This is a genomic window from Tistrella arctica (assembly GCF_039630945.1).
In the GTDB taxonomy this organism is placed as follows: domain Bacteria; phylum Pseudomonadota; class Alphaproteobacteria; order Tistrellales; family Tistrellaceae; genus Tistrella; species Tistrella bauzanensis.
Genome location: NZ_JBBKTV010000001.1, coordinates 66,265 through 88,190 on the forward strand (window position 1 = coordinate 66,265; position 21,926 = coordinate 88,190).

Consider the following 21,926-nt stretch of genomic DNA (forward strand, 5'->3'; position numbering starts at 1 on the left):
AGGGCCGCAACCGATGGCCGATACCACCCCACGCCTGACCTTGCCATTCCTGAGTGCCGCCGCGGCGCAGAAGCATGTTCAGCACAACGAGGCCCTGGCGCTGCTGGATGTGGCGGCCCAGATGACCGTGAAGAACCGGACCCTGACCACGCCGCCATCCAGCCCCGCCGAGGGCGATGCCCATCTGATCTCGACCGGCGCCAATGGCCTGTGGGCCTGGCGTGATGGCCAACTGGCGATCTGGACCAGTGGCGGCTGGCGGTTCATCGCGCCGCGTGATGGCTGGATCGTGTTCATCGAGGCCGAGCAGATCTTCATCGCCCGCCGTGGCGGTGCCTGGGTCACCGCCACGGTGGTTGCGCACAGCCATGTTCCGGCCGAGGTGACCGGGCTGGATACGGCCCTTGCCGGCAAGGTGGCCAAAGCGGGCGACAGCATCACCGGCCGGCTGGATGTGGCCCAGAAGCTGATCGTGGGCGATACCGCCGCCACGGATGGCGAGGGGGTGGTGGCGCGTCACGCGACTGCCGCCGCCATGTCGGCGCATGTGAATAGTGGTGGTGAGGCCCTGCTGGGCCTGCGCGAGGCAGGCACCAGACGGGCGGCGCTGCGCTGGCAGGCGGGCACGCTGAAACTGCAGACCGATGGCGCGGCGCCGCTGGTGCTGGCGACGCAAGGCAGCGACAGGGTGGCGGTGCCGGCCGACCGGCCGGCGATCGGCATCGGCACCAATGCTCCGGCTCAGGCCCTGCATGTGTCGACCAGCACCCTGCCGAAACTGCGCCTGCAACTGACCGGCGGCAGCGCCCGTAGCTGGGACATCGGCCAGACCACCGACGGCCATCTTGAGATGATGGATGTGGAGGTGGGGGTGGCGATGCTGCGGCTGCGCAGCGTGACCGACGCGGAAGGGGCGGAGGTTGCGATGATCGGCGGCCATGGCGGTGTCAGCGCCAGCTTCTTCAATGTCGCCGGCACGGGCGGAAGTGTGGCCGGCTGTGCCATGTCGCTGCGCGCCAACAGCGTGACCGGCCGGTCGTTGAACGCATCCGGCACCATCAATGCCAGCGGCGCCGACTTCGCCGAATACGTCACCAAGGCGCCCGGCTGCGGCCCGGTCGCCAAGGGGGCGGTGGTCGGCATCGACGATCAGGGCCGGATCACCGACCGTTTTGCCGATGCCATCGCCTTCGCGGTCAAATCGACGGCCCCTGCGCTGGTTGGCGGGGATGCCTGGGGTGGCGATGATGAGGCACGCCCGATGGTCGACCGTATTGCCTTTGCCGGCCGGGTGCCGCTGAAGCTGGCGGGTGCGGTGATCCCCGGCCGGATCGCCATTGCCGAAGCCGATGCCGCAGGATCGATCCGTGCCCGGTGTCTGGCGGCGGGCGAACGGCTGGATGATGCCCATGACGCCCGGATTCTGGGGCGGATCTGGCGGCTTCTGGGTGATGGCACCGGCGAACTTGCGGTGCGTGTCGGCTGATCCGGCTTGACGGCGCAGCCGGGCGGGCGGAGTGTCCGGCCATGACCAGACAAAGCCCGACCAAGGCGGGTTCCGGGGCCAGTTCCGGGGCGGCCGCGCCATCATCGACCAGTGTCATCGGCAGCCCGGCGCGCGCGCTGGTGCCGGTGGTGTTCGTTCTGTTGTGGAGCACCGGGTTCATCGGCGCCCGCTATGGCCTGCCCCATGCCGAGCCGGCGACGTTCCTGGCGATCCGGATGGTCGCGGCGGTGGCCTTGATGGTGCCGTTCGCGCTGGCGACACGCGCGCCCTGGCCCCATGGGCCACGTGCCTGGCTGAATGCCGCGATCGCCGGCGTATTGATGCATGCCATCTATCTGGGCGGGGTGTTCATCTCGATCCATCAGGGTGTGCCGGCGGCTATGGCGGCGGTGATCGTTGGCCTGCAACCGCTGCTGACCGCGCTGCTGGCGATCCCGATGCTGGGCGAACGGCCGCGACCGCGTCAATGGGCGGGGCTGCTGCTTGGGCTGGCCGGCGTTCTGCTGGTGCTGGCCGATAAGATCGCGCCCGCCGGAAGCGGCCTGCTGTTTCAGGACTTTCCCGCCTGGGCACCGTTGTTTTCGGTCGGATCGCTGGTCGCGATCACAGTCGGCACGCTGTTTCAGAAGCGCCATTGTTCGGGCCAGGATCTGCGCACCGGCACGATCATTCAGTATGTGGCATCGTTTCTGGTGCTGCTGCCGGTGGCCTTGCTGTTCGAGACCCGCGCGGTCGACTGGGCGCCTGAATTCATCGGCGCGCTGGTCTGGCTGACGGTGGTGCTGTCGCTGGGTGCCGTCAGCCTGCTTTATGTGCTGTTGCGCCGGGGGGCTGCCTCGGAAACCGCCAGCCTGTTCTATCTGGTGCCGCTGTCGGCGGCGGTGATCGCCTGGATCCTGTTCGACGAGGCGCCGGGCGCTCTGGGCCTGTGCGGCATGGCGCTGACCGCGGCCGGCGTCTGGCTGGTGGTGGGCGCGCGGCGTCGGTGATCGTTGGCAGGCGGCAGGCGGACACACAAAACCCCCGATGCCGGAGCATCGGGGGTTTTGATGAATTGGTGGGCGCGACAGGGATTGAACCTGTGACCCCACCCGTGTGAAGGGTGTGCTCTACCGCTGAGCTACGCGCCCGCAGGGTCTGTTCGTCCGGTCCGGCCGTGTCCGCCGCTCCGTCCGCCTGAGGTGGGCGCTTTATATGGCCGCGATCCGGGGCTGTCAAGCGGGTGATCGCAGGGATGTTGCGGTTTGATGATCGGGCATCGGCCTGCAACATTCGGTAACGGGAAGTGATTGGCGCCGGGGCCTGCGGTCTGTTACGCCAGACCGGTGGCGATAACGGATGTCCGGGGATATGCCGGGCGCCGGGCGCTGCGGCGTTCAGATCGATGGAGTGACAGGGCATGTGCGGTATTGTGGGCGTCGTCGGGGCGGCGGATGCGTCGGCCATTCTGGTCGAGGGATTGCGCCGGCTGGAATATCGCGGCTATGACAGCGCCGGCATCGCTGTTCTGGATGAGGCCGGCGGCATCGGCCGGCGCCGGGCCGAGGGCCGGATCGCCCGGCTGGACGCCTTGCTGACGGACCGGCCCATGACCGGTCATATCGGCATCGGCCATACCCGCTGGGCCACCCATGGCGCGCCGACCGAGGCGAATGCCCATCCCCATGCGACCGCGCGCGTTGCCGCCGTGCATAACGGCATCATCGAGAATTATCGCGAGTTGCGCGCCGAGCTTCAGGCCGCCGGCCGGGTGTTCGCCAGCCAGACCGATACCGAGGTCATCCCGCAACTGATCACCGCGCTGATCGAGCAGGGCCTGTCGCCGGTCGATGCGGTGAAGGCGGCGCTGGTGCGGTTCGAAGGCGCCTTCGCGCTGGGGCTGGTCTTCGCCGGTGAACAGGATCTGCTGATCGGCGCCCGCCGGGGCAGCCCGCTGGCGGTCGGCCATGGCGATGGCTGCATGTATCTGGGATCGGACGCTATGGCCCTGGTGCCGTTCACGCGCGAAATCACCTATCTGGACGAAGGCGACATGGTGGTGCTGACCCGCGCCGCCATGACCATCTATGACGCGACCGGCGCCGAGGTGGTGCGGCCGCGCCGCCAGACAGAGTTGTCGAGCGGCGCCGTCGGCAAGGGCGGACACCGCCATTTCATGCTGAAGGAAATCTATGAACAGCCGGCCGTGATCGGCGACAGCCTGCGCACTTTCCTCGACCCGGCCCGCGGGACGATCGAGATGCAGGACGCGCCCTTCGACCCCAAGGCTCTCAGCCGGATGCTGATCGTTGCCTGTGGAACATCGGCCTATGCCGGCATGGTCGCCAAATACTGGATCGAGCAACTGGCGCGGCTGCCGGTTGATGTGGATGTGGCATCCGAGTTCCGTTACCGCGACACGCCGTTGACGGCGGGCGAGGTGGCGGTGTTCATCTCGCAATCGGGCGAGACCGCCGACACCCTGGCGGCGATGCGCCACGCCAAGGCGGCCGGGCTGGTGACCATTGCCGTGGTCAATGTGCCGGAAAGCAGCATGGCGCGTGAAGCCGATCTGGTGCTGCGCACGAAGGCCGGCCCCGAGATCGGCGTCGCCTCGACCAAGGCCTTCACGTGTCAGTTGGTGACGCTTGCCTGTTTTGCCATTGGTCTTGGCCGTGCCCGCAGCACCATCGATGATGCCCGCGATCAGAAACTGACCCGGGCAATGGCGGAGGTGCCGTCTCGGGTCGCCGACGTGCTGAACAATGACAGCCAGATGCGCCGCATCGCCGAAAGCCTGGTCCATGTGACCGGCGTGCTGTATGTCGGGCGCGGCACGTCGTTTCCGATCGCGCTGGAAGGCGCGCTGAAGTTCAAGGAAATCAGCTATATCCACGCCGAAGCCTATGCGGCCGGCGAGTTGAAGCACGGGCCGATCGCGCTGATCGATGACGGCCTGCCGGTCGTGGCGCTGGCGCCGTCAGGCCCGCTGTTCGACAAGACCGCATCGAATATCGAGGAAATCGTCGCCCGTCGCGGCAGGGTGATCCTGATCACCGACGAGGCGGGGGCCGCAAGGCTGGCGGATCTGGTCGCCGAGATCGTGGTGCTGCCAACGGTCGATCCAGTGGTGGCGCCGTTGCTGTATGCGCTGCCGGTGCAACTGCTGGCCTATCACACCGCCGTGCTGAAGGGCACCGATGTCGACCAGCCGCGCAACCTCGCGAAGTCGGTGACGGTTGAATGAGGCGGTGGCTGTGGCGTGAAGGGGGGCGGGGGGGCGGGGGCCGCCCCCCCCCCCGCCCCGGGGGGGGGGGGGGGGGGGGGGGGGGGGGGGGGGGGGGGGGGGGGGGGGGGGGGGGGGGGGGGGGGGGGGGGGGGGGGGGGGGGGGGGGGGGGGGGGGGGGGGGGGGGGGGGGGGGGGGGGGGGGGGGGGGGGGGGGGGGGGGGGGGGGGGGGGGGCGCCCCCCCCCCCCCCCCCCCCCCGCCAGGTGCTCATGCGGTGCGCGACGTGTCGATCAGGACGGCGATGAGCTGCGCCGGATGGTCCGACAGATTTTCCCACGCATGGTTGGTCTCACGCTGGATGACGACGTCGAACGGCTCCAGGATCGTTTCGTCCTCGTCGAGGATCAGCTTCACCCGGCCCGACAGCAGGACGATGTAGTCGATCGACCGCGTGCAATGCATGTTCGGGTGTCGGCCACCGGCATCATGGGCATCGGCAGCCCCCATGCGCTCGAAGACACTGGCCGACAGCACCCGGTCGCCATCGCCGCTGCCGGCCGGTGGAAGCTGAAAGATGCGGAAGGTGTTGCCGCCTGCCGCCGGGGCCAGAACGATCGGGCGCTCGGCGCCGTCAGGGGTTTCGGTGTCGGGGCCGTGGGCCGTCATCGCCCACATGTCGATCAGGCCACGCGACGGCGCGCTTTCAAGCACATGCGGCGATGGGCCGTCCGACAGGATACGCGAGCGCCCGTCAGCGGTGTTGGTCGTGACGATCCGGCGGATGGTCTTGAGCATGTCCGTGTATCCATATCTGAAGAAGGGGTGCGGGGCGTGTGAACGCCGGGCGGATCAGAGCCCCAGCAGGTAGAGTGACAGGACCGGGAAGACGGCGAGCAGGATCAGCCGCAGGATGTCGGACGCCACGAAGATCGAGACACCGCGGAAGATCGTCGACAGCGGGATGTTTCCGGCCACGCCTTTGAGGACGAAGACGTTCAGCCCGATCGGTGGCGTGATCATGCCGAGTTCGATCACCACGATGTTCACGATCGCCCACCAGACCGGGTCGTAGCCCAGCGACACCACCAGTGGCAGCACGAAGGGCAGGGTGATCAGCATCGCCGACACGGTCTCGAACACCGATCCCAGCACCAGATACATCACCAGCAGGGCGAAGATGATCACCAGCGGCGGGACATCGAGGCCGCCGATCGTGGCCACCAGAACCTGCGGTGCGCCACTGATGGTGAAGAAATAGGCGAAGATCGAGGCGCCGAAGATGATCAGATAGATCACGGCGGTGTTGGCGGCGGTCTCTCCCAACGCCTGAAGGAAGCTCCGCCAGGTCAGGCGCCGGCGCAGGATGGCGAGAAAGAGCGTGAAGCAGGCACCGACCGCCGCCGCCTCGTTCACCGTGACAATGCCGCCATAGATGCCGCCGATCACGCTGACCAGAAGCACGATGACCGCCCAGCTATCGCGCAGAACCCGCGACCGCTCCGGCCAGCCGGTGCGCGGGCCGGCCGGGCCGGCGCCGGGCGCCAGCCGGGTGTAGATCGTGATGGCGATGGCATGAAACACGACCGCGATGATGGCCGGGATGACCGCCGCGACGAAGACGTCGAGGATCGACACCTGGGCCAGCACCGCATAGATGATCATGATGATCGATGGCGGAACCAGCGCGCCGAGCGTGCCGCCGGCGGCGATGCAGCCGGTGGCGAAGGAGGGCGCATAGCCGCGGTCGAGCATCTGCGGTAGCGCCACCCGGCCGAAGGTGGCGGCGGTTGCGGGCGACGATCCGCAGACCGCACCGAACAGGGCGCATCCGCCCATGGTGGCGATGGCGAGGCCGCCGCGCCGATGACCGACAAAGGCATGGGCCAGCCGGTAGATCTCGGCCGACAGGCCGCCCGCGGTGGCGAAACTGCCCATCAGCAGGAACAGCGGGATCACCGCGAATTCGTAATTGGCGATGATCCCGGCCGGTTCCGAGACCAGAATGCTCAGCGCCGGCTTCACGCCCCCCAGCACCGCATAACCGATGAAACCGGCCATGCCCATGGCGATGCCGATCGGCACCCGCACCAGGATCAGCGCGAACATCAGCGCCAGCCCCAGCGCACCCGTGGTCAACGGATCCATCAGGCGCCCCCCTGATCGAAGCTGGTCGGCTTTGCCGCACCGGTTGCAAGATCGTGCATGGCGACCGCGACGACGACCGCCTGGACCGGCACGCACAGGGCAAAGAGCGCCGTTGCCGCCATCCACCAGGGCGCGATCGGCACCGTCAGGATGAACGAGGTCTCGCCGCTGTCGATCAGTTCCTGCGTGTAGACCACCAACTGCCACGCCAGCAGCGCGAAGAAGGCGAGCGTCATCACTTCGGCGAAGACGTCGAACAGGCGCTGTATGCGGCGCGGCATCCGATCGGCCAGGAAGGTGACTGTGATGTTCTGCCGCTGGGCGATGGCGGCCGGGAAGCAGGCCGCCATCGCGACGGCGATGAACAGGGTGGACAGGTCATAGACGCCGGCGATCGGCGCATCCGCCAGCCAGCGCGACAGCACGTCGGCCAGGGTCGCGATCGCGATGACCAGCAGGGCGGCGAGGCCGAACAAGGCGATGATCCGGGTGCAGGTGACGTTGATCTCGCCCAGACGGAGGATGGTCATCTCTGAGGCTCCGATCCCTGGGGTCACTCGGCGCGGATCCGTGCCAGTTCCGCCTTGAAAGCGTCGGCCAGCGCGGCGCCATTGTCCTGGCCCGCCACGAAGTCGCCCGAGCAATCGGCCATCACCGCCGACCATGCGGCCTTGTCGTCATCGGACGGCACCACGACGGTCTGACCGGCCGTGGCCAGGGTCTCGTCCAGCCGACGCTGATTTTCGGCGTCCATGGCCGCGCCGAAGATCCGGGCAAGCTTCTCGCCACCGGCGTCGCGCATGGCGTTGCGGACCACCTCCGGCAAGGCGTCGAAGCGCTGCCGGGGCATGACGAAGCCGAAGGGCATCGAACCCAGGGCGCTCTGATAGTGATATGTCGTGGCGCTCGCCATGCCGAAGGCATAGAGCGCGGCATAGTGCATCGGGGTGGCGTCGATGATGCCGCGGCTCAGGCTTTCCGGAATCTTGGTGATCGGCATGCCGACCGGCACGCCACCAAGCGCCTCGACACATTGCTGCTCAAGCTTGCCGGCGATCCGGATCTTCTGGCCCTTCAGATCCCCGATCTGGTTCATCGGCTCGTTGCCGTGCAGGAAATAGGGCGAGGTCGCGACCATGCTCAGAACCTCGAAATCCTGATAGCCGCGCAGTTTTCCGCCGTCGACCATGCGCCAGAACGCGACCGAGCCTTCAGTTGCGGTCTGCGAGGTATCGGGCAGTTCGACCACCCAGTTGTCGGGGAACAGGCCGGGGTTATAGGCCGGGATGATGAAGGCGATGTCGGCGACCCCGTCGTTCAGCAGCTTGATCTGCTTCGACCCGTCACGCCCCAGAATGCCGCCGGGATAGAGCTGGATTTTGACCGCGCCCCCCGATGCCTCTTCCACGGCCTTGACCCAGGGCTTGATGGCTTCCTGATAGGTGATCTCCTGCTCGGGCGTGAAGACCGCGAATTTCAGGTCGATGACGTCCTGCGCCATGGCCTGCCCGGCCATGAGCACCCCGGCAAGGGTGGCTGCGATGCGTGGAAGCTTCATGGGTCATATCCCCCTGTTTCTCGCCTTTTTCAGCCGGATACGCGTATCCCGGCCTTTGGCGGTTATGCCTGACGGAATTGGTAAGTGACCTGTGGGCCGATGTAAAGCGCTTGTTTGAATCATGTGATTGAAGCTATTGCTTGATGGCTCGCGCGCCGATATCCTGAGCCGGCATTCCGAGGAGGGACCATCCGTTGCCGAACGAAATTCTGATCAAGAACGTCTATGTGGCCGATCCGGATCTGGCGTCGCAGGCCTGGCCTGAGGCGCGCGACATTCTGGTGCGTGACGGCCGGATCGCGGCTGTCGAGGCCGCCATTCAGGCCCCGGGCGCCGAGGTGATCGACGGCGAGGGCGCGATCGCGGTCGCCGGCATGGTCGATACCCATCGCCATGTCTGGCAGACGGCGATCCGCGGTGTCGCGGCCGACTGGTCGCTGGTCGACTATGTCCGTGAGATCCGGGTGGGCTATGCCACGTCCTATACGCCCGACCATATCTATCTGGCCAATCTGGTCGGCGCGCTGGAGGCGCTGGATACCGGCGTGACCACGGTGTGCGACTTCTCGCATCTGATGAACAGCCCGGCCCATGCCGAAGCGGCCATCCAGGGCCTGACCGATGCCGGCATCCGGGGCGTTTTCTGCTATGGCTTCTATGACGTGCCGACCCGTGATCGCGGATTCGGCAGTCACGACGAGCGGCTGCGCCATGCCGATGAGGTCGCGCGCAGCTTCCGGTCGACAGCGGGGTCCTTGCTGGATTTCGGTATCGCATTGACCGAATTCGGGCTGGTCGCCGCCGATCTGACCGATGCCGAGATCGATGTCGCCCGGCGCCATGACGCGCTGATCACCCTGCATGTCGGCACCTTCGGGTCGCCCCATGGCATCGCCGATCTGGCGCGGCGCGGCCGGCTGGGGCCGGACATGCTGCATGTCCACGGCAATATGTGCGATGACGGCGAGCTGGCGCAGGTGGTGGCATCGGGCGGGGGCGTGTCGATCACGCCGGAAACCGAGATGCAGATGGGGATGGGATTTCCGGTCACGAACCGGCTGTTGAGTGTGGGCGGCATGCCGAGCTTCGGTGTCGATATCGCCTCGAACAATGGCGGCGACATGCTGACGCAGATGCGGCTGGCGCTTCAGACCGCCCGCGCGATCGACAACCAGACGGTGCTGGACCGGGGCGTGGTGCCCGACCGGATCCGGCTGACGGTGCGCGATGCCTTGCGCTTCGGCACCGAGGGTGGCGCCAATGCCATGCGGCTGGGCGGCGAGGTCGGCCGTTTGCGCAAGGGCGCGCGTGCCGATATCGCGCTGTTCTCGACCCGGGGCCTGAACATGATGCCGATGGGCGATCCGGTCGCGATGCTGCTGCTGCAATCCCGGCCCGGCGATGCCGGCACGGTTCTGGTCGATGGCGCGGTGGTGAAACGCGATGGCAGGCTGGTCGGGGTGGATTATGACGGCCTGCGGCAGCGGTCGAACGACGCGTTCCGCGAGATCGCCGAGCGGGTGGAGAAAACCCGCGACGACATGGCCGGGTCGTCGAGCGCATATTCCAAGGTCATGAAACGAGCGACCGGAACCGCATCATGACCGACATGCAGCATCGACCCGAAGACCTGCCGGACGTGGATGGGCTGAAGGACAGCGACGCGCTGAAGGCCGCCGACGGACCGAAGGAGAAGATCCGGCTGGTGGCTCGCATGCTGATCAGCGAGCGGGGCGTCGACAGCGTGACGACCCGCGATATCGCGCGCGGCGCCGGCCTGAACGTCGCGGCGGTCAATTATCATTTCGGCAGCAAGGACAAGCTGGCGGTCGATGTCTTCCAGCAGGTGGCGCGGCGCAGCGCCCAGTATCGCCTGGATCAGTTGACCGCGCTGGAGACGGCGGCGCAGGCGCGCGGCGAGCGCGTGGCGATCCGCGAGATCGTCGACAGTTTCGTCAGCGGCTATTTCCGCGAGGATACGCCGGCCGAGGGCGGGCTGCTCGCCAATCTGATCCTGAAGAACCGCCTGATGCCCACCGAATGGACATCGAATCTGATCGCGGCCGAGCTGGATGGCATGGCCCGGCGTTATATCGCGGCCATCCAGGCATCGGTGCCGGCGTTGAGCCATGCCGAGGTCTGCTGGTTCTATAACTTCATGGTCGGCACGGTGCTGATCTCGGTCAGCCAGCGTGACGAGCAACGCCGGATCGAGCGCCTTTCGGATGGCGCCTGCTCGATATCCGCGCGGGCCGACATGCGGGCGCATCTGGTCGATTTCATCACCCGCGGGATCGCGGGCGCACGCTGCTGAACAACCGGTCTTCGGACCGCCGGAAGGACACTGAGAAAGATGTCGAAACGCCTGGTGAGCTGGGTTGCCTCAGCCAATGATCCTGAAACGCCGTTCCCGCTGAACAATCTGCCCTGCGGCGTGTTCAGCCGGGGCAGCGAGGCACCGCGCTGCTGTGTCGCGATCGGCGACATGGTGCTGGATCTGGCGATGCTGGAGGATCTGGGCCTGCTTGACGGTCTGCCGGCGGTGTTCCACGAGCCGTCGTGGAATGCGTTCATGGCCCTGGGGCCGGATGTCTGGGCGCGGTTCCGCAGGATCGTGACCGGGCTGCTTGTCGACGGCGCCCCGGTCGAGGCGCAGGTGAGGCCGGCGCTGGTTGCCATGGCCGGGTTGTGCCTGCATCTGCCGCTGGTGGTGGCGGAATATACCGATTTCTTCGCCAGCGAAGATCATGCCCGCAATGCCGGCAAGGCGCTGCGCGGCGCCGATGATCTGGCCCCGAACTGGGTGCATGTGCCGGTGGGTTATAATGGCCGCGCCTCGACGGTGGTGGTCTCGGGCACGGATATCCGTCGGCCATGGGGCCAGATCCTGCCTGCCGGCGCGGAGGCGCCGGTTTTCGCTGCGTCGGGTCGGATGGATTTCGAACTGGAGCTCGGCGCGGTGGTCGGCATTGCCAACCCGCATGGCAGGCCGGTCGATCTGGCGCAGGCCGATCAGATGATCTTCGGCTATGTCCTGCTTAACGACTGGTCGGCGCGGGACATTCAGGCCTGGGAGGCGCGGCCGCTGGGGCCGTTCCAGGCCAAGGGCTTCGCGACCACGATCGGGCCGTGGATCGTGATGCGCGAGGCACTGGCGGAGGCACGCTGTGCGGCGCCTGAGCGCCATGCGCCGCTCTTGCCCTATCTGGCCGATCGGGGCCCGACCCATTTCGACATCGATCTGGCGGCCCACCTGATCACGCCGGACGGCAGCCTGACACAGATCACCCGGACCAATTATGGCCGCATGTATTTCTCGCTGGCCCAGCAGCTTTGCCACCATGCGATCAATGGTTGCGCCATGCGGGTCGGCGATCTTCTGGGATCGGGCACGGTTTCAGGCCCTGAGCCGGAGAATCGCGGCTGCCTGCTGGAACTCACCTGGAACGGCGCGACGCCGTTGCCTCTGGCGGACGGCACCCTGCGGACCTTCCTTGAGGATGGCGACACGATCAGCCTTTCAGGCCATGCGCAGTTCGATGACTATCGCATCGGCTTCGGCACGTGCCGCGGCGCGATCACGCCGGCTCTGCCGCTGGTGGAGGCGGGGTGACTTGCGTGTCGTCGGAGGCCTGAGCCCTGCGTTATGATGGCATTCCGCAATGGATGTGGAGGGTCGGGTCATGGCGGGGCGGTTGCGCGCCTTCATCAGCAGCACGATGACGGACCTGCGCAACGAGCGCAGAAGCGTGGTGCGCGCGCTTGAAGCGGCGAATATCCAGCCGCTCAATGCTGAGACCATGTCGCCGGATGGCGGCCGGTCGTGGGATACGATCTGTGCCGCGATCGACGATTGCCACCTCTTCATTCTTCTTCAGGGCGAGTCATACGGATACATCCCCCAGACGGGGCCTGGCGCCGGCCGTGGCATTTCGGTCACCCATATGGAATATGAGCGCGCCCGCGAAAAGGGGCTGGTTGTCCTGCCATTCCAGAAGCGACCGCCGTTGGCGCCGGTGCGCGGCGAGGATGACGCCAGACGACGTGACGCGTTTCGCGAGGCGGTCGGCTCCTGGGAGACGGGCGCATTCGTCAGGCAATTCGATCTGGCGGAGGATCTGGGCGACGCGGTCCGCGATGCGATCATGGATCTGTATGAGAGCAGTTTTCTGCGCACCCTGACGAGGGAACGCGACACGGCGCTGACCGCAGCGCACGGGGCTGCGGTCGGGATGGCCCGTTCCGCGGGGCCGGAAGATGGAGCAGCGCGACTATCGGCGGCCGCGTGGCCTCTGCTTGCGGGGCTGGCGCGTGGGCTGCTGCCCATGCTTCCGGGCGGCACCACGGTGGCCGGCATTCTGGACGCCATGCGATGGTCTGTGCCCACGCCGTCATCGATTGCTGCGGCACGCGCGGCGGTCGACACGGCACGCGCCGCCGGCTTTGATCCGCAACAGGCGGTGCTGCTGGCTGGCGCCGGCATGTCGCTTCGTGCGGGCTATCCAGGCATCCAGGTTCTGTGGCGCCTGTTGCTGGACGCTCTGGCTGCCCGACATGGTGGATCCGTCATGGGCACCCACCGGGACTTCCACGATGTTCTGACGGTGGCCGAGCATGATCTCGGACGCGACGCGGTGGTTGAGCGGCTGTGTCAGGCCATGTCGCCCCCTCAGTCGGTGTCGCCGACCCTCGCGCATTTGATTGCCGTGCGCCGCACGCCGGTCATTTTCACCACCAATTATGATGACCTGTTCGAGCGTGCCTGTGACCAGCAGGGATTGACCCCGATCATTCTGACCCCATTGGACGATGGGTATGGCAAGACGTGGCCCGCGCGACCGGGCGGCGACGGGCCGGTGATCTTCAAGATCGACGGGTCGGTCACCGCGCCATCGACGCTGGTGCTGACGCAGGACGACCTCCGCCGCGCCGCCGGGGCCACCTGGTTCTGGGAGCGTGTGGCGCAGTCCATCAGAGGCCGCTGGATGGTGGTGGCCGGTCATGCCTTGCGTGATCCGTCGGCTCAGCGCCTGATGGGTCTTCGTGCGGCACCGGCCGGGGGGCTCATGGTCGGGCCGTCGCTCGACCGGATCACGCTGCGCCTGTTCGATCTGACGCCTGTGGACATCGATGCGGACAGTTTCATGGCGATGATATCGAGCGACGATCACGGGTCGGGCTTACAGGGATCAGAAGGGTCAGGCTGACAGGGATCAGACCGATGTCAGCGGCGGCGTCACCTTCTTTGGCGACGGGGCGTCGGGGCCGCGATCGGGCCGCTCGCCCTCGCGCTCATCCGGGGGCGTGTCGCCTTCCAGGGGTGTGTCGCCTTCCAGGGGCGTGTCACGATCGGGCAGGCGGCGGATGATGACGCTGCCGTCTTCGTCGATCTCGGGGGCTGAATAGCGGGGCAGGCCGTTCCACAGCCGCTGCATGCGGTCGGCCGCGGCCTCGGCGGCGGCGCGTGCGGCCTCGGCCGCGTCATCGGCGGCGCGACCCAGGCGGTCGGCTTCCCGTGACAGGCGGCTCTGTTCGTCCGATGAGGGGGGTGTATCGGCCGCCCGAACGGCGGGGGAGAGGGGCAGAACCGCCGAGGCCGCCAGTATCACGCCCGCGGCGAGGCGCCGAAGACGGATGGTCATGCGCCGGGGGCGGGCGGCCAGCAAGCGGTCGTCGTGCCTGGGCATGTGATGTGATCCTGTTTCCTGAAGATGGATGCTGTCCCTGCATGGCAGGGTCCACGGCATGTGGGGCTTCCTTGCCGCAGCCCTGGTCGCCATATAGTCTGATGCCGCATCCGGGCCGCTTCAAGCGCCGCTGGTCCGGATATCGGCGAAGTTTCGTGCACGAACGCCGGGGAGACATGCGCCCGGCGGCCAACCGTGCATGTATGGTACTCCAGGGAGGACGACAGGTGATCCAGCTCTCGCACAAAAACCTGATGCGCGAGGCGTGCTATATCGACGGCGCCTGGGTGGGCGCCGATAGCGGTGCCACGCTTTCGGTCGACAATCCGGCGACGGGGGCCACCATCGGCCGGGTGCCGAAGATGGGTGAGGCCGAAACCCTGCGCGCGATCGATGCCGCGAACGCGGCCCTGCCGGCCTGGCGCGCCAAGACCGGCAAGGAACGCGCCGGCCTGCTGCGCAAATGGTTCGACCTGATTATGGCGCATCAGGACGACATCGCCCGGATCATGACCACCGAACAGGGCAAGCCGCTGGCCGAGGCCAAGGGCGAGGTGGCCTATGCCGCATCCTTCATCGAGTGGTTCGCCGAAGAGGGCAAGCGCGTCTATGGCGACGTGATCCCGACCTTCGCCGCCGGCCGCCGCATCATCGTCACCAAGGAACCGGTGGGCGTGGTCGCCGCCATCACGCCGTGGAACTTCCCGGCCGCGATGCTGACCCGCAAGGCCGGGCCGGCGCTGGCCGCCGGCTGCACCCTGGTCTGCAAGCCGGCATCCCAGACCCCGTTCACCGCCCTGGCCCTGGTGGTGCTGGCCGAAGAGGCCGGCATCCCCAGGGGCGTGATCAACATCGTCACCGGTTCGGCCCGCGAGATCGGCGGCGCCATCACCGCCAGCCCGATCGTGCGCAAGCTGACCTTCACCGGGTCCACCGAGGTGGGCAAGGTGCTGATCGAACAATGCGCCGCCACGGTGAAGAAAGTGTCGATGGAACTGGGTGGCAACGCGCCGTTCCTGGTGTTCGACGATGCCGATCTGGATGCGGCGGTTGAAGGCGCGATCGCGTCGAAATACCGCAACAACGGTCAGACCTGCGTCTGCGCCAACCGGTTCTATGTCCAGCGCGGCGTGGCCAAGGCCTTCGCCGACAAGCTGGCGGCGCGCGTGGCGCAGATGAAGGTGGGCGACGGCCTGGAAGCCGGCGTGGTTCTGGGGCCGCTGATCGATGATGCCGCGGCCGACAAGGTCGACGAGCTGATGGCGGACGCCACGTCGAAGGGCGCCGAGGTCGTGATCGGTGGTGGCCGGCATGAACTGGGCGGCCGGTTCTACAAGCCGACCATCCTGCTTGGCGCCACGCAGGACATGCGGCTGTCGCGCGAGGAGATCTTCGGCCCCGTGGCTCCGATTTTCGTCTTCGACGACGAGAAGGAAGCCGTCGGCTATGCCAACGACACCGAGTTCGGTCTGGCCTCGTATTTCTATACCCGTGATGTCGGCCGGGTGTTCCGGGTGATGGAAGCCCTGGAATATGGCATCGTCGGCATCAATGAGGGCCTGATTTCCACCGAGGTTGCCCCGTTCGGCGGCGTCAAGGAAAGCGGCATGGGCCGCGAAGGCTCGAAATATGGCATCGAAGACTATCTTGAAGTGAAATATGCCCTGATCGGCGGCATTGGCGCCTGAGCCGGGATGTGACGTCCATAACCCCGCCGGCCGGCCTGCACATGCAGCCGGCGGGCGGGCCCTGAACGCCGCCATCCCGCAACCGGACGCACCAGGAGACGCAAACCTATGTACGATTATGACCTGCTCACCATCGGCGCCGGTTCGGGTGGCGTCGCGGGGTCCCGCCGCGCGGCGGAATATGGCGCACGCGTCGCCATCGTCGAGGCGGGCCGGGTGGGCGGCACCTGCGTGCTGAGAGGGTGCGTGCCGAAAAAGCTGCTGGTCTATGGCGCGCGGTTCCGCGACGAGATCGAGGATGCCAGGGGCTTCGGCTGGACGATCGACGGCGCGCGCCACGACTGGGGGCGCCTGATCGAGACCAAGAATCGCGAACTGGTGCGGCTGGAAGGCATCTATGAACAGATGCTGGCCAATTCCGGCGTGACCGTGCTGCGCGGCCGCGGCCGTGTGACGGGCCCCCATGAGGTCGAGGTGGACGGCCGGACCGTCACGGCCGAGAACATCCTGATCGCGACCGGCAGCCACCCCTATCTGCCCAAGATCCCCGGGATCGAGCATGTCATCACCTCGGACGAGGCGTTGGACCTGCCGGCACTGCCGGGGCGGATCGTGATCATCGGCGGTGGTTATATCGCCACGGAATTTGCCTCCATCCTGTCGACATTGGGGGCCGCGACCACGCTGGTGCTGCGCTCGGAGCAGATCCTGCGCGGCTTCGACGGCGATGTCCGCGAGGCGGTGGCCGGCGAGATGGCGGCGCGCGGCATCGATTTCCGTCGCCATGTCGAGCCGGTGCGCATCGACCGGCTGGCCGAGGGATTTGCGGTCACCCTGACCTCGGGCGAGGTGCTGGAGACCGACCTTGTCATGTTCGCGACCGGCCGGGTGCCGAATACGGCCGCGCTGGGGCTGGACGCGATCGGCATCCACACCCGCGACAACGGCGCGATCGTGGTCAATGACAGGTTCGAGACCCATATCCGGTCGATCCATGCGGTCGGCGACGTCACCGACCGATTCCAGTTGACGCCGGTCGCCATTGCCGAGGCGCGGTCGCTGGCCGAGCGGCTGTACAACGACAATGGCTATAAGCTGCGCTACGACACCCTGCCGACGGCCGTGTTCTGCACGCCGCAGATCGGCACTGTGGGGCTGACCGAAGAGGCGGCGCGGCGGATGTATGCCTCGATCCGGATCTTCCGGGCGCGGTTCCGGCCGATGAAACACACCCTGACCGGCCGCGAGACCCGGATTCTGATGAAGCTGGTGGTGGATGCGGCCAGCGACCGGGTTCTGGGTGCCCATATGGTGGGCGACGACGCCGCCGAGATCATCCAGTCGCTGGCGGTGGCGATCACCTGCGGCGCCACCAAGAAGCAGTTCGACGAGACGATCGCGCTGCATCCCAGTGCCGCGGAGGAATTCGTCACCATGCGCGCGCCGGCGACGGACTGATCTTTCCGCACCGCACAATATGGCGGGGTGGATATTTTGTGAGGTGATGGTTTGCGGCGCCGATTGTTGCGACATCATCTGCCGCCGGTTTTGGCTGCCGCACCCGCCTTTTGTTTGAAAAGCAAGGGGTGCGGCGGTATAGGTTCCTGACCCGGCATGGCGGTACCCGTGCCGGGCAGATCGCGTCATGCACGGTCGTGTCATCCACCGGTACCTGTGCGTCCCATCCTGCCTACACCACAAGTCGTCTCTTCCGATCGGTCCGCCGATCCCGACGCCCGCGAGGACCTGCACCCGATGCCTGCCAACTGGACCCCGCAAAGCTGGCGCGCGCTGCCGATCAAGCAGCAGCCCACCTACGACGATCCGGCGCATCTTGCCCGCGTCGAGGCCGAGCTTGCAGGCTATCCGCCGCTGGTCTTCGCCGGTGAGGCCCGGCGGCTGAAGGCGCAGCTCGCCGGTGTCGCCGAGGGCCGCGCCTTTCTGCTGCAGGGCGGCGACTGCGCCGAAAGCTTCGCCGAATTCAGCCCCAACAACATCCGCGACACCTTCCGGGTGCTGTTGCAGATGGCGGTGGTGCTGACCTATGGCGCCGGCATGCCGGTGGTGAAGGTGGGCCGGATGGCGGGGCAGTTCGCCAAGCCGCGCTCCGACGACATGGAAGTGCGCGATGGCGTGTCGCTGCCGTCCTATCGCGGAGACATGGTCAACGGCATCGAGTTCGACGAGGCCGCCCGCCGGCCCGATCCGGACCGGCTGGTGAAGGTCTATAACCAGTCGGCGGCGACATTGAACCTGCTCAGGGCCTTTGCCCAGGGCGGTTTCGCCGATCTGCATCTGGTGCACAAATGGAACCTGGCCTTTGTCGGTGGATCCGAACAGGCCGAACGCTATCGGGCGACCGCCGAGCGGATTTCCGATGCGCTCGATTTCATGGCGGCATGCGGGGTCAATTCCGAGACCGCGCCGCAACTGCGCCAGACCGATTTCTTCACCAGCCACGAAGCCCTGCTGCTGGGTTATGAACAGGCGCTGACCCGCGTCGACAGCACGTCTGGCGACTGGTATGGCTGTGCCGCCCATATGCTGTGGATCGGCGACCGCACCCGGCAGCTCGGCGGGGCGCATGTCCAGTTCCTGGCCGGGATCAGCAATCCGATCGGCGTGAAGGCCGGGCCGTCGATGGACCCGGACGAATTGCTGCGGCTGATCGACGTGCTGAACCCGGAAAACGAGCCCGGGCGCCTGACCGTGATCGTGCGCATGGGCGCCGACAAGGTTGGCGACAAGCTGCCGGCGCTGGTGCGCAAGGTGGAGGGGGAGGGCCGCAAGGTCGTGTGGTCCTGCGATCCGATGCATGGCAACACCATGAAGACCGAAACCGGTTACAAGACCCGGTCGGTCGACCGGGTGCTGTCGGAAGTCCGCAGCTTCTTCGCCGTTCATCAGGCCGAGGGCAGCCATGCCGGCGGCGTGCATTTCGAGATGACCGGTCAGGACGTCACGGAATGCGTCGGCGGCCTGCGCGCGCTGGACCAGTATGGTCTGGCCGATCGCTATCACACCCATTGTGATCCTCGCCTGAATGCCGAACAAAGCCTGGAGCTGGCTTTCCAGATCGCCGATGCCCTGCGTCGCGAACGTCTGGGGCTGCCGCAGGCGGCCGTCGCCGCTGCCGGTGGCGTCCGGTGACCAACCGGGTCGGGCCCGGCCCTGTGCCGGAAGCGGCCGCCAGCGACACCGCTGCGGCCGCCCCGTCCTTTCAGGATCCTGCCGCAGAAGGCACTGAACCGCCGAGGCTTCGCATGCCCGCGAGCAACGACTTCGTCGCCGCCTATACCGACGTCTACTTCAAGCGGACGCGTCGGATCGTCGAACGCTTCGGCGACCGCAGCGTGACCTATGCCGTGTTCATGCGCCGCCCGGTGCTGGCGACGCTGAAGCTTGCCATCGACTGGATCGAGGCGATGGCGCGGCTGCGCGGGGTGGAGATCAATATCGAGCCATGCCACGAAGAAGGCTCGTGGGTCGGCGCCGGCGAGCCGCTGATGTATCTGACCGGGCCGATGTCGGCGCTGGTGGAACTGGAGACGGTGTATCTTCAGCGGATCGGCGCACCCTGCGTTGCCGCCTATTACGCCTGGAGCATGGCGGTGGCACTGCCCAGGGCCGCGTTCCTGGCCATGGATGCCCGCCATTGCGCCGGTGCCGAAATGGCCGAAATGATGGCCTATGCGGCCAGCGTCGGGTCGATCGCCGCCCAGGCCGAGGGGGCCGTGGGCTTCGTCGGCAACGCGACCGACGCAACCGCGGTGCATTTCGGCAATGCCCATGGCTTCGGCACCATGCCCCATGCCCTGATCGGCTATGCCGGATCGACGCTGCGGGCGGCCGAAATGTTCGTCGACACCTTCCCCGGCGATGCGCTGACCGTGCTGGTCGATTATTATGGCGCGGAAATCACCGATGCGCTGACCGTCTGCCGGCGTTTCCCCGAAATGGCGGCAGCGGGCAAGCTGTCGGTGCGCCTGGACACGCATGGCGGCCGCTTCCTCGAAGGGCTCGATCCGGCGCTGTCTTATGAAGCGCTGGAGCGCAACCGTCCGGATGCGATCCGCCGTTATCGCAGCGAGACCGAACTGAAATGGCTGCTGGGGCCGGGGGTTTCGGCGGCGGCGATCTTCCAGATGCGGAACGCTTTGGACGACGCCGGGTTCGACAAGGTGCGGATCGTGGCCTCAAGCGGCTTCGGCCCCGAGAAATGCCGGGTGATGGGCAGCGTCGAGGCCCCGATCGACGTGGTCGGCACCGGGTCGTTCCTGCCTGAGAAGTGGAGCGAAACCTATGCCACTGCCGATATCGTGTCCTATGACGGGCGCGAGAGCGTGAAGGTCGGCCGCGAATTCCTGCTGCCCTCGCGTCGCCCGCGTCGGTGACGCGCCCGGATATCGCCCGTTCCGCCGGCACACACATCTGATATCGGTATCCGATCATGACCCAGCTTCTGACCCTGGCCCTGGCCCAGATCAACCCCGTGGTCGGCGATGTCGACGGCAATGCCGAGCGCTTGCTGGAGGCACGCCGGCGTGCTGCGGAACAGGGCGCCGATATCTGTGTGGCCGGGGAACTGGCCCTGGTCGGCTATCCGCCGGAAGATCTGGTGCGCAAGCCCGCCTTCATGCGCGCCGTGCGCCAGAACCTGGACCGGCTGGCGGCAGCGACCACCGATGGTGGGCCGGCGATGGTGGTGGGGGCACCGCTGGCCGATGACGATGGCCGGCTGTACAACGCCGCCTTCGTGCTGGACGATGGCCGGATCACCGGGGTGGTGCGCAAGCATGCGCTGCCCAATTACGGCGTGTTCGACGAGGTGCGGGTGTTCGATCTGGCCCCGCCGGCCGGGCCGGTGATGATCCGCGGCTGGCGGGTCGGGCTGATGGTCTGCGAGGATATGTGGCGCGCCGACAGCGCCGAATGCCTGGCGGAAAGCGGCGCCGAATTCCTGCTGGTGATCAATGGCAGCCCGTATGAGGTCGACAAGCGCGACCAGCGCCTGGCGCACGCGGTGGCCCGCATTCACGAGACCGGCCTGCCGCTGGCCTATGTCAATCTGGTCGGCGGACAGGACGAACTGGTATTCGACGGCGCGTCCTTCATGCTCGATCGCGACGGGTCGCTGAAGGTGCAGGCGCCGGCCTGGGTGAGCGGGTCGATTCTGGCCCGTATCCGGCGGTCGGAAGCCGGCGAGGTCTGTGCCGAGGCCGGCGAGATCGCGCCCGAGCCCGAGGTGCTGGAGGCGATCTATGCCGCCATGACCCTGGGGCTGGCCGATTACGTCAACAAGAACGGGTTTCCGGGCGTGGTTCTGGGCCTGTCGGGCGGGATCGACAGCGCCTTGTCGCTGGCGGTGGCGGTCGATGCGCTGGGACCGGACCGGGTGCGGACGGTGATGATGCCGTCGCGCTATACCAGCCGTGACAGCCTGGACGACGCGGCCGAATGCGCGCGCCTGACCGGCGTCCGCCTGGATGAAATTCCGATCGAGCCGGCGGTGCAGGCGTTTTCGACCATGCTGGCGCCGGTGTTCGGCGACCGTGGCCCCGACGTGACGGAAGAGAACATCCAGTCGCGCATCCGCGGCGTGACCCTGATGGCGCTGAGCAACAAATTCGGCGACATGGTGCTGACCACCGGCAACAAATCCGAGATGTCGGTCGGCTATGCGACGTTGTATGGCGATATGTGCGGCGGCTATTCGGTGCTGAAGGACGTCTATAAGCTGACGGTGTTCGAGCTGTCGCGCTGGCGCAACGGCAACCGGCCCGAGGGCGCGCTTGGCCCCGACGGGCCGGTGATGCCGGAACGGGTGATCAGCAAGCCGCCATCGGCCGAACTTCGCGAGGACCAGAAGGACGAGGACAGCCTGCCGCCCTATGAGCGCCTGGACGCGATCCTTGAAGGGCTGGTCGAGAAGGAACTGCCGCACCGGGTGCTGGTCGAGCAGGGCTTCGACCGCGACGAGGTCGACCGGATCGCGCGGTTGCTGTATGTGGCGGAATATAAGCGGCGCCAGGCACCCCCGGGTGTGAAGATCACGCCCCGGGCCTTCGGACGCGACCGGCGCTATCCGATCACCAATCAATTCCGCGACCGCGCCTGACCGTTCTTCCGCGTCT

Annotated in this window: 17 protein-coding genes and 1 tRNA gene; 12 read left to right on the forward strand and 6 right to left on the reverse strand. The window is 67.0% G+C overall.

All coding sequences use genetic code 11. The annotated features are described in order from the left end of the window. Positions 1-13: 13 nt before the first annotated feature. Together WG924_RS00305 and WG924_RS00310 are read left to right on the forward strand one after the other, a co-directional pair. The gene (locus WG924_RS00305; protein ID WP_345930832.1) at positions 14-1,486 is read left to right on the forward strand and encodes a DUF2793 domain-containing protein; all 1,473 of its coding nucleotides are present in this window, start codon (positions 14-16) and stop codon (positions 1,484-1,486) included. A 41-nt stretch (positions 1,487-1,527) separates the two neighbouring features. Further along, positions 1,528-2,496, forward strand: a complete 969-nt coding sequence (locus WG924_RS00310; RefSeq protein ID WP_345930833.1) for a DMT family transporter — start codon at positions 1,528-1,530, stop codon at positions 2,494-2,496. Between the two features lie 66 nt (positions 2,497-2,562). Here the strand turns inward: WG924_RS00310 and WG924_RS00315 are convergent. Continuing rightward, positions 2,563-2,637, reverse strand: a tRNA-Val gene (locus tag WG924_RS00315). Positions 2,638-2,906: 269 nt separating this feature from the next. Here WG924_RS00315 and glmS point away from each other — a divergent pair. Beyond that, the gene (glmS, locus tag WG924_RS00320; protein WP_345930834.1) at positions 2,907-4,733 is read left to right on the forward strand and encodes a glutamine--fructose-6-phosphate transaminase (isomerizing); all 1,827 of its coding nucleotides are present in this window, start codon (positions 2,907-2,909) and stop codon (positions 4,731-4,733) included. Positions 4,734-4,981: 248 nt separating this feature from the next. On the opposite strand, the gene WG924_RS00325 is transcribed toward glmS, so the two are convergent. The 4 genes from WG924_RS00325 to WG924_RS00340 are packed head-to-tail and all read right to left on the reverse strand — an operon-like array spanning position 4,982 to position 8,417. Further along, positions 4,982-5,509, reverse strand: a complete 528-nt coding sequence (locus tag WG924_RS00325) for a cupin domain-containing protein (RefSeq protein ID WP_345930835.1) — start codon at positions 5,507-5,509, stop codon at positions 4,982-4,984. A gap of 54 nt (positions 5,510-5,563) precedes the next feature. Further along, positions 5,564-6,859 (reverse strand): TRAP transporter large permease, encoded by a 1,296-nt coding sequence (locus tag WG924_RS00330; RefSeq protein ID WP_345930836.1) that lies wholly within the window; start codon positions 6,857-6,859, stop codon positions 5,564-5,566. After that, positions 6,859-7,389 (reverse strand): TRAP transporter small permease, encoded by a 531-nt coding sequence (locus WG924_RS00335; protein WP_345930837.1) that lies wholly within the window; start codon positions 7,387-7,389, stop codon positions 6,859-6,861. The genes WG924_RS00330 and WG924_RS00335 overlap by 1 nt, the downstream gene beginning before the upstream one ends. Before the next feature lie 23 nt (positions 7,390-7,412). Beyond that, positions 7,413-8,417 (reverse strand): TRAP transporter substrate-binding protein, encoded by a 1,005-nt coding sequence (locus tag WG924_RS00340; protein ID WP_345930838.1) that lies wholly within the window; start codon positions 8,415-8,417, stop codon positions 7,413-7,415. A gap of 194 nt (positions 8,418-8,611) precedes the next feature. Here WG924_RS00340 and WG924_RS00345 point away from each other — a divergent pair, with 194 nt between their 5' ends. The 4 genes from WG924_RS00345 (at position 8,612) to WG924_RS00360 (ending at position 13,624) form a co-directional block, all read left to right on the forward strand. Beyond that, positions 8,612-10,021: an amidohydrolase family protein gene (locus tag WG924_RS00345; RefSeq protein ID WP_345930839.1), complete on the forward strand. Its 1,410-nt coding sequence runs from the start codon at positions 8,612-8,614 to the stop codon at positions 10,019-10,021. After that, entirely contained in the window at positions 10,018-10,731 is a 714-nt protein-coding gene (locus WG924_RS00350; protein WP_345930840.1) for a TetR/AcrR family transcriptional regulator, read from the forward strand. The genes WG924_RS00345 and WG924_RS00350 overlap by 4 nt, the downstream gene beginning before the upstream one ends. A gap of 39 nt (positions 10,732-10,770) precedes the next feature. Continuing rightward, the gene (gene fahA, locus WG924_RS00355) at positions 10,771-12,030 is read left to right on the forward strand and encodes a fumarylacetoacetase (RefSeq protein WP_345930841.1); all 1,260 of its coding nucleotides are present in this window, start codon (positions 10,771-10,773) and stop codon (positions 12,028-12,030) included. A gap of 70 nt (positions 12,031-12,100) precedes the next feature. Continuing rightward, entirely contained in the window at positions 12,101-13,624 is a 1,524-nt protein-coding gene (locus WG924_RS00360) for a DUF4062 domain-containing protein (protein ID WP_345930842.1), read from the forward strand. Positions 13,625-13,630: 6 nt separating this feature from the next. On the opposite strand, the gene WG924_RS00365 is transcribed toward WG924_RS00360, so the two are convergent. Then, positions 13,631-14,104 (reverse strand): hypothetical protein, encoded by a 474-nt coding sequence (locus WG924_RS00365; RefSeq protein ID WP_345930843.1) that lies wholly within the window; start codon positions 14,102-14,104, stop codon positions 13,631-13,633. Positions 14,105-14,334: 230 nt separating this feature from the next. Between WG924_RS00365 and WG924_RS00370 the strand changes: the two genes are divergently transcribed. The 5 genes from WG924_RS00370 (at position 14,335) to WG924_RS00390 (ending at position 21,910) form a co-directional block, all read left to right on the forward strand. Continuing rightward, positions 14,335-15,792, forward strand: a complete 1,458-nt coding sequence (locus WG924_RS00370) for an NAD-dependent succinate-semialdehyde dehydrogenase (protein ID WP_372045152.1) — start codon at positions 14,335-14,337, stop codon at positions 15,790-15,792. A 108-nt stretch (positions 15,793-15,900) separates the two neighbouring features. After that, entirely contained in the window at positions 15,901-17,250 is a 1,350-nt protein-coding gene (gene gor, locus WG924_RS00375) for a glutathione-disulfide reductase (RefSeq protein WP_345930845.1), read from the forward strand. Between the two features lie 297 nt (positions 17,251-17,547). Next, the gene (locus WG924_RS00380) at positions 17,548-18,942 is read left to right on the forward strand and encodes a class II 3-deoxy-7-phosphoheptulonate synthase (RefSeq protein WP_345930846.1); all 1,395 of its coding nucleotides are present in this window, start codon (positions 17,548-17,550) and stop codon (positions 18,940-18,942) included. A gap of 113 nt (positions 18,943-19,055) precedes the next feature. Then, a complete protein-coding gene (locus tag WG924_RS00385) occupies positions 19,056-20,186 on the forward strand; it encodes a nicotinate phosphoribosyltransferase (protein ID WP_345930847.1) in 1,131 nt (376 codons plus the stop codon). 56 nt (positions 20,187-20,242) lie between these two features. Continuing rightward, a complete protein-coding gene (locus WG924_RS00390; protein WP_345930848.1) occupies positions 20,243-21,910 on the forward strand; it encodes an NAD+ synthase in 1,668 nt (555 codons plus the stop codon). Positions 21,911-21,926 lie beyond the last annotated feature (16 nt).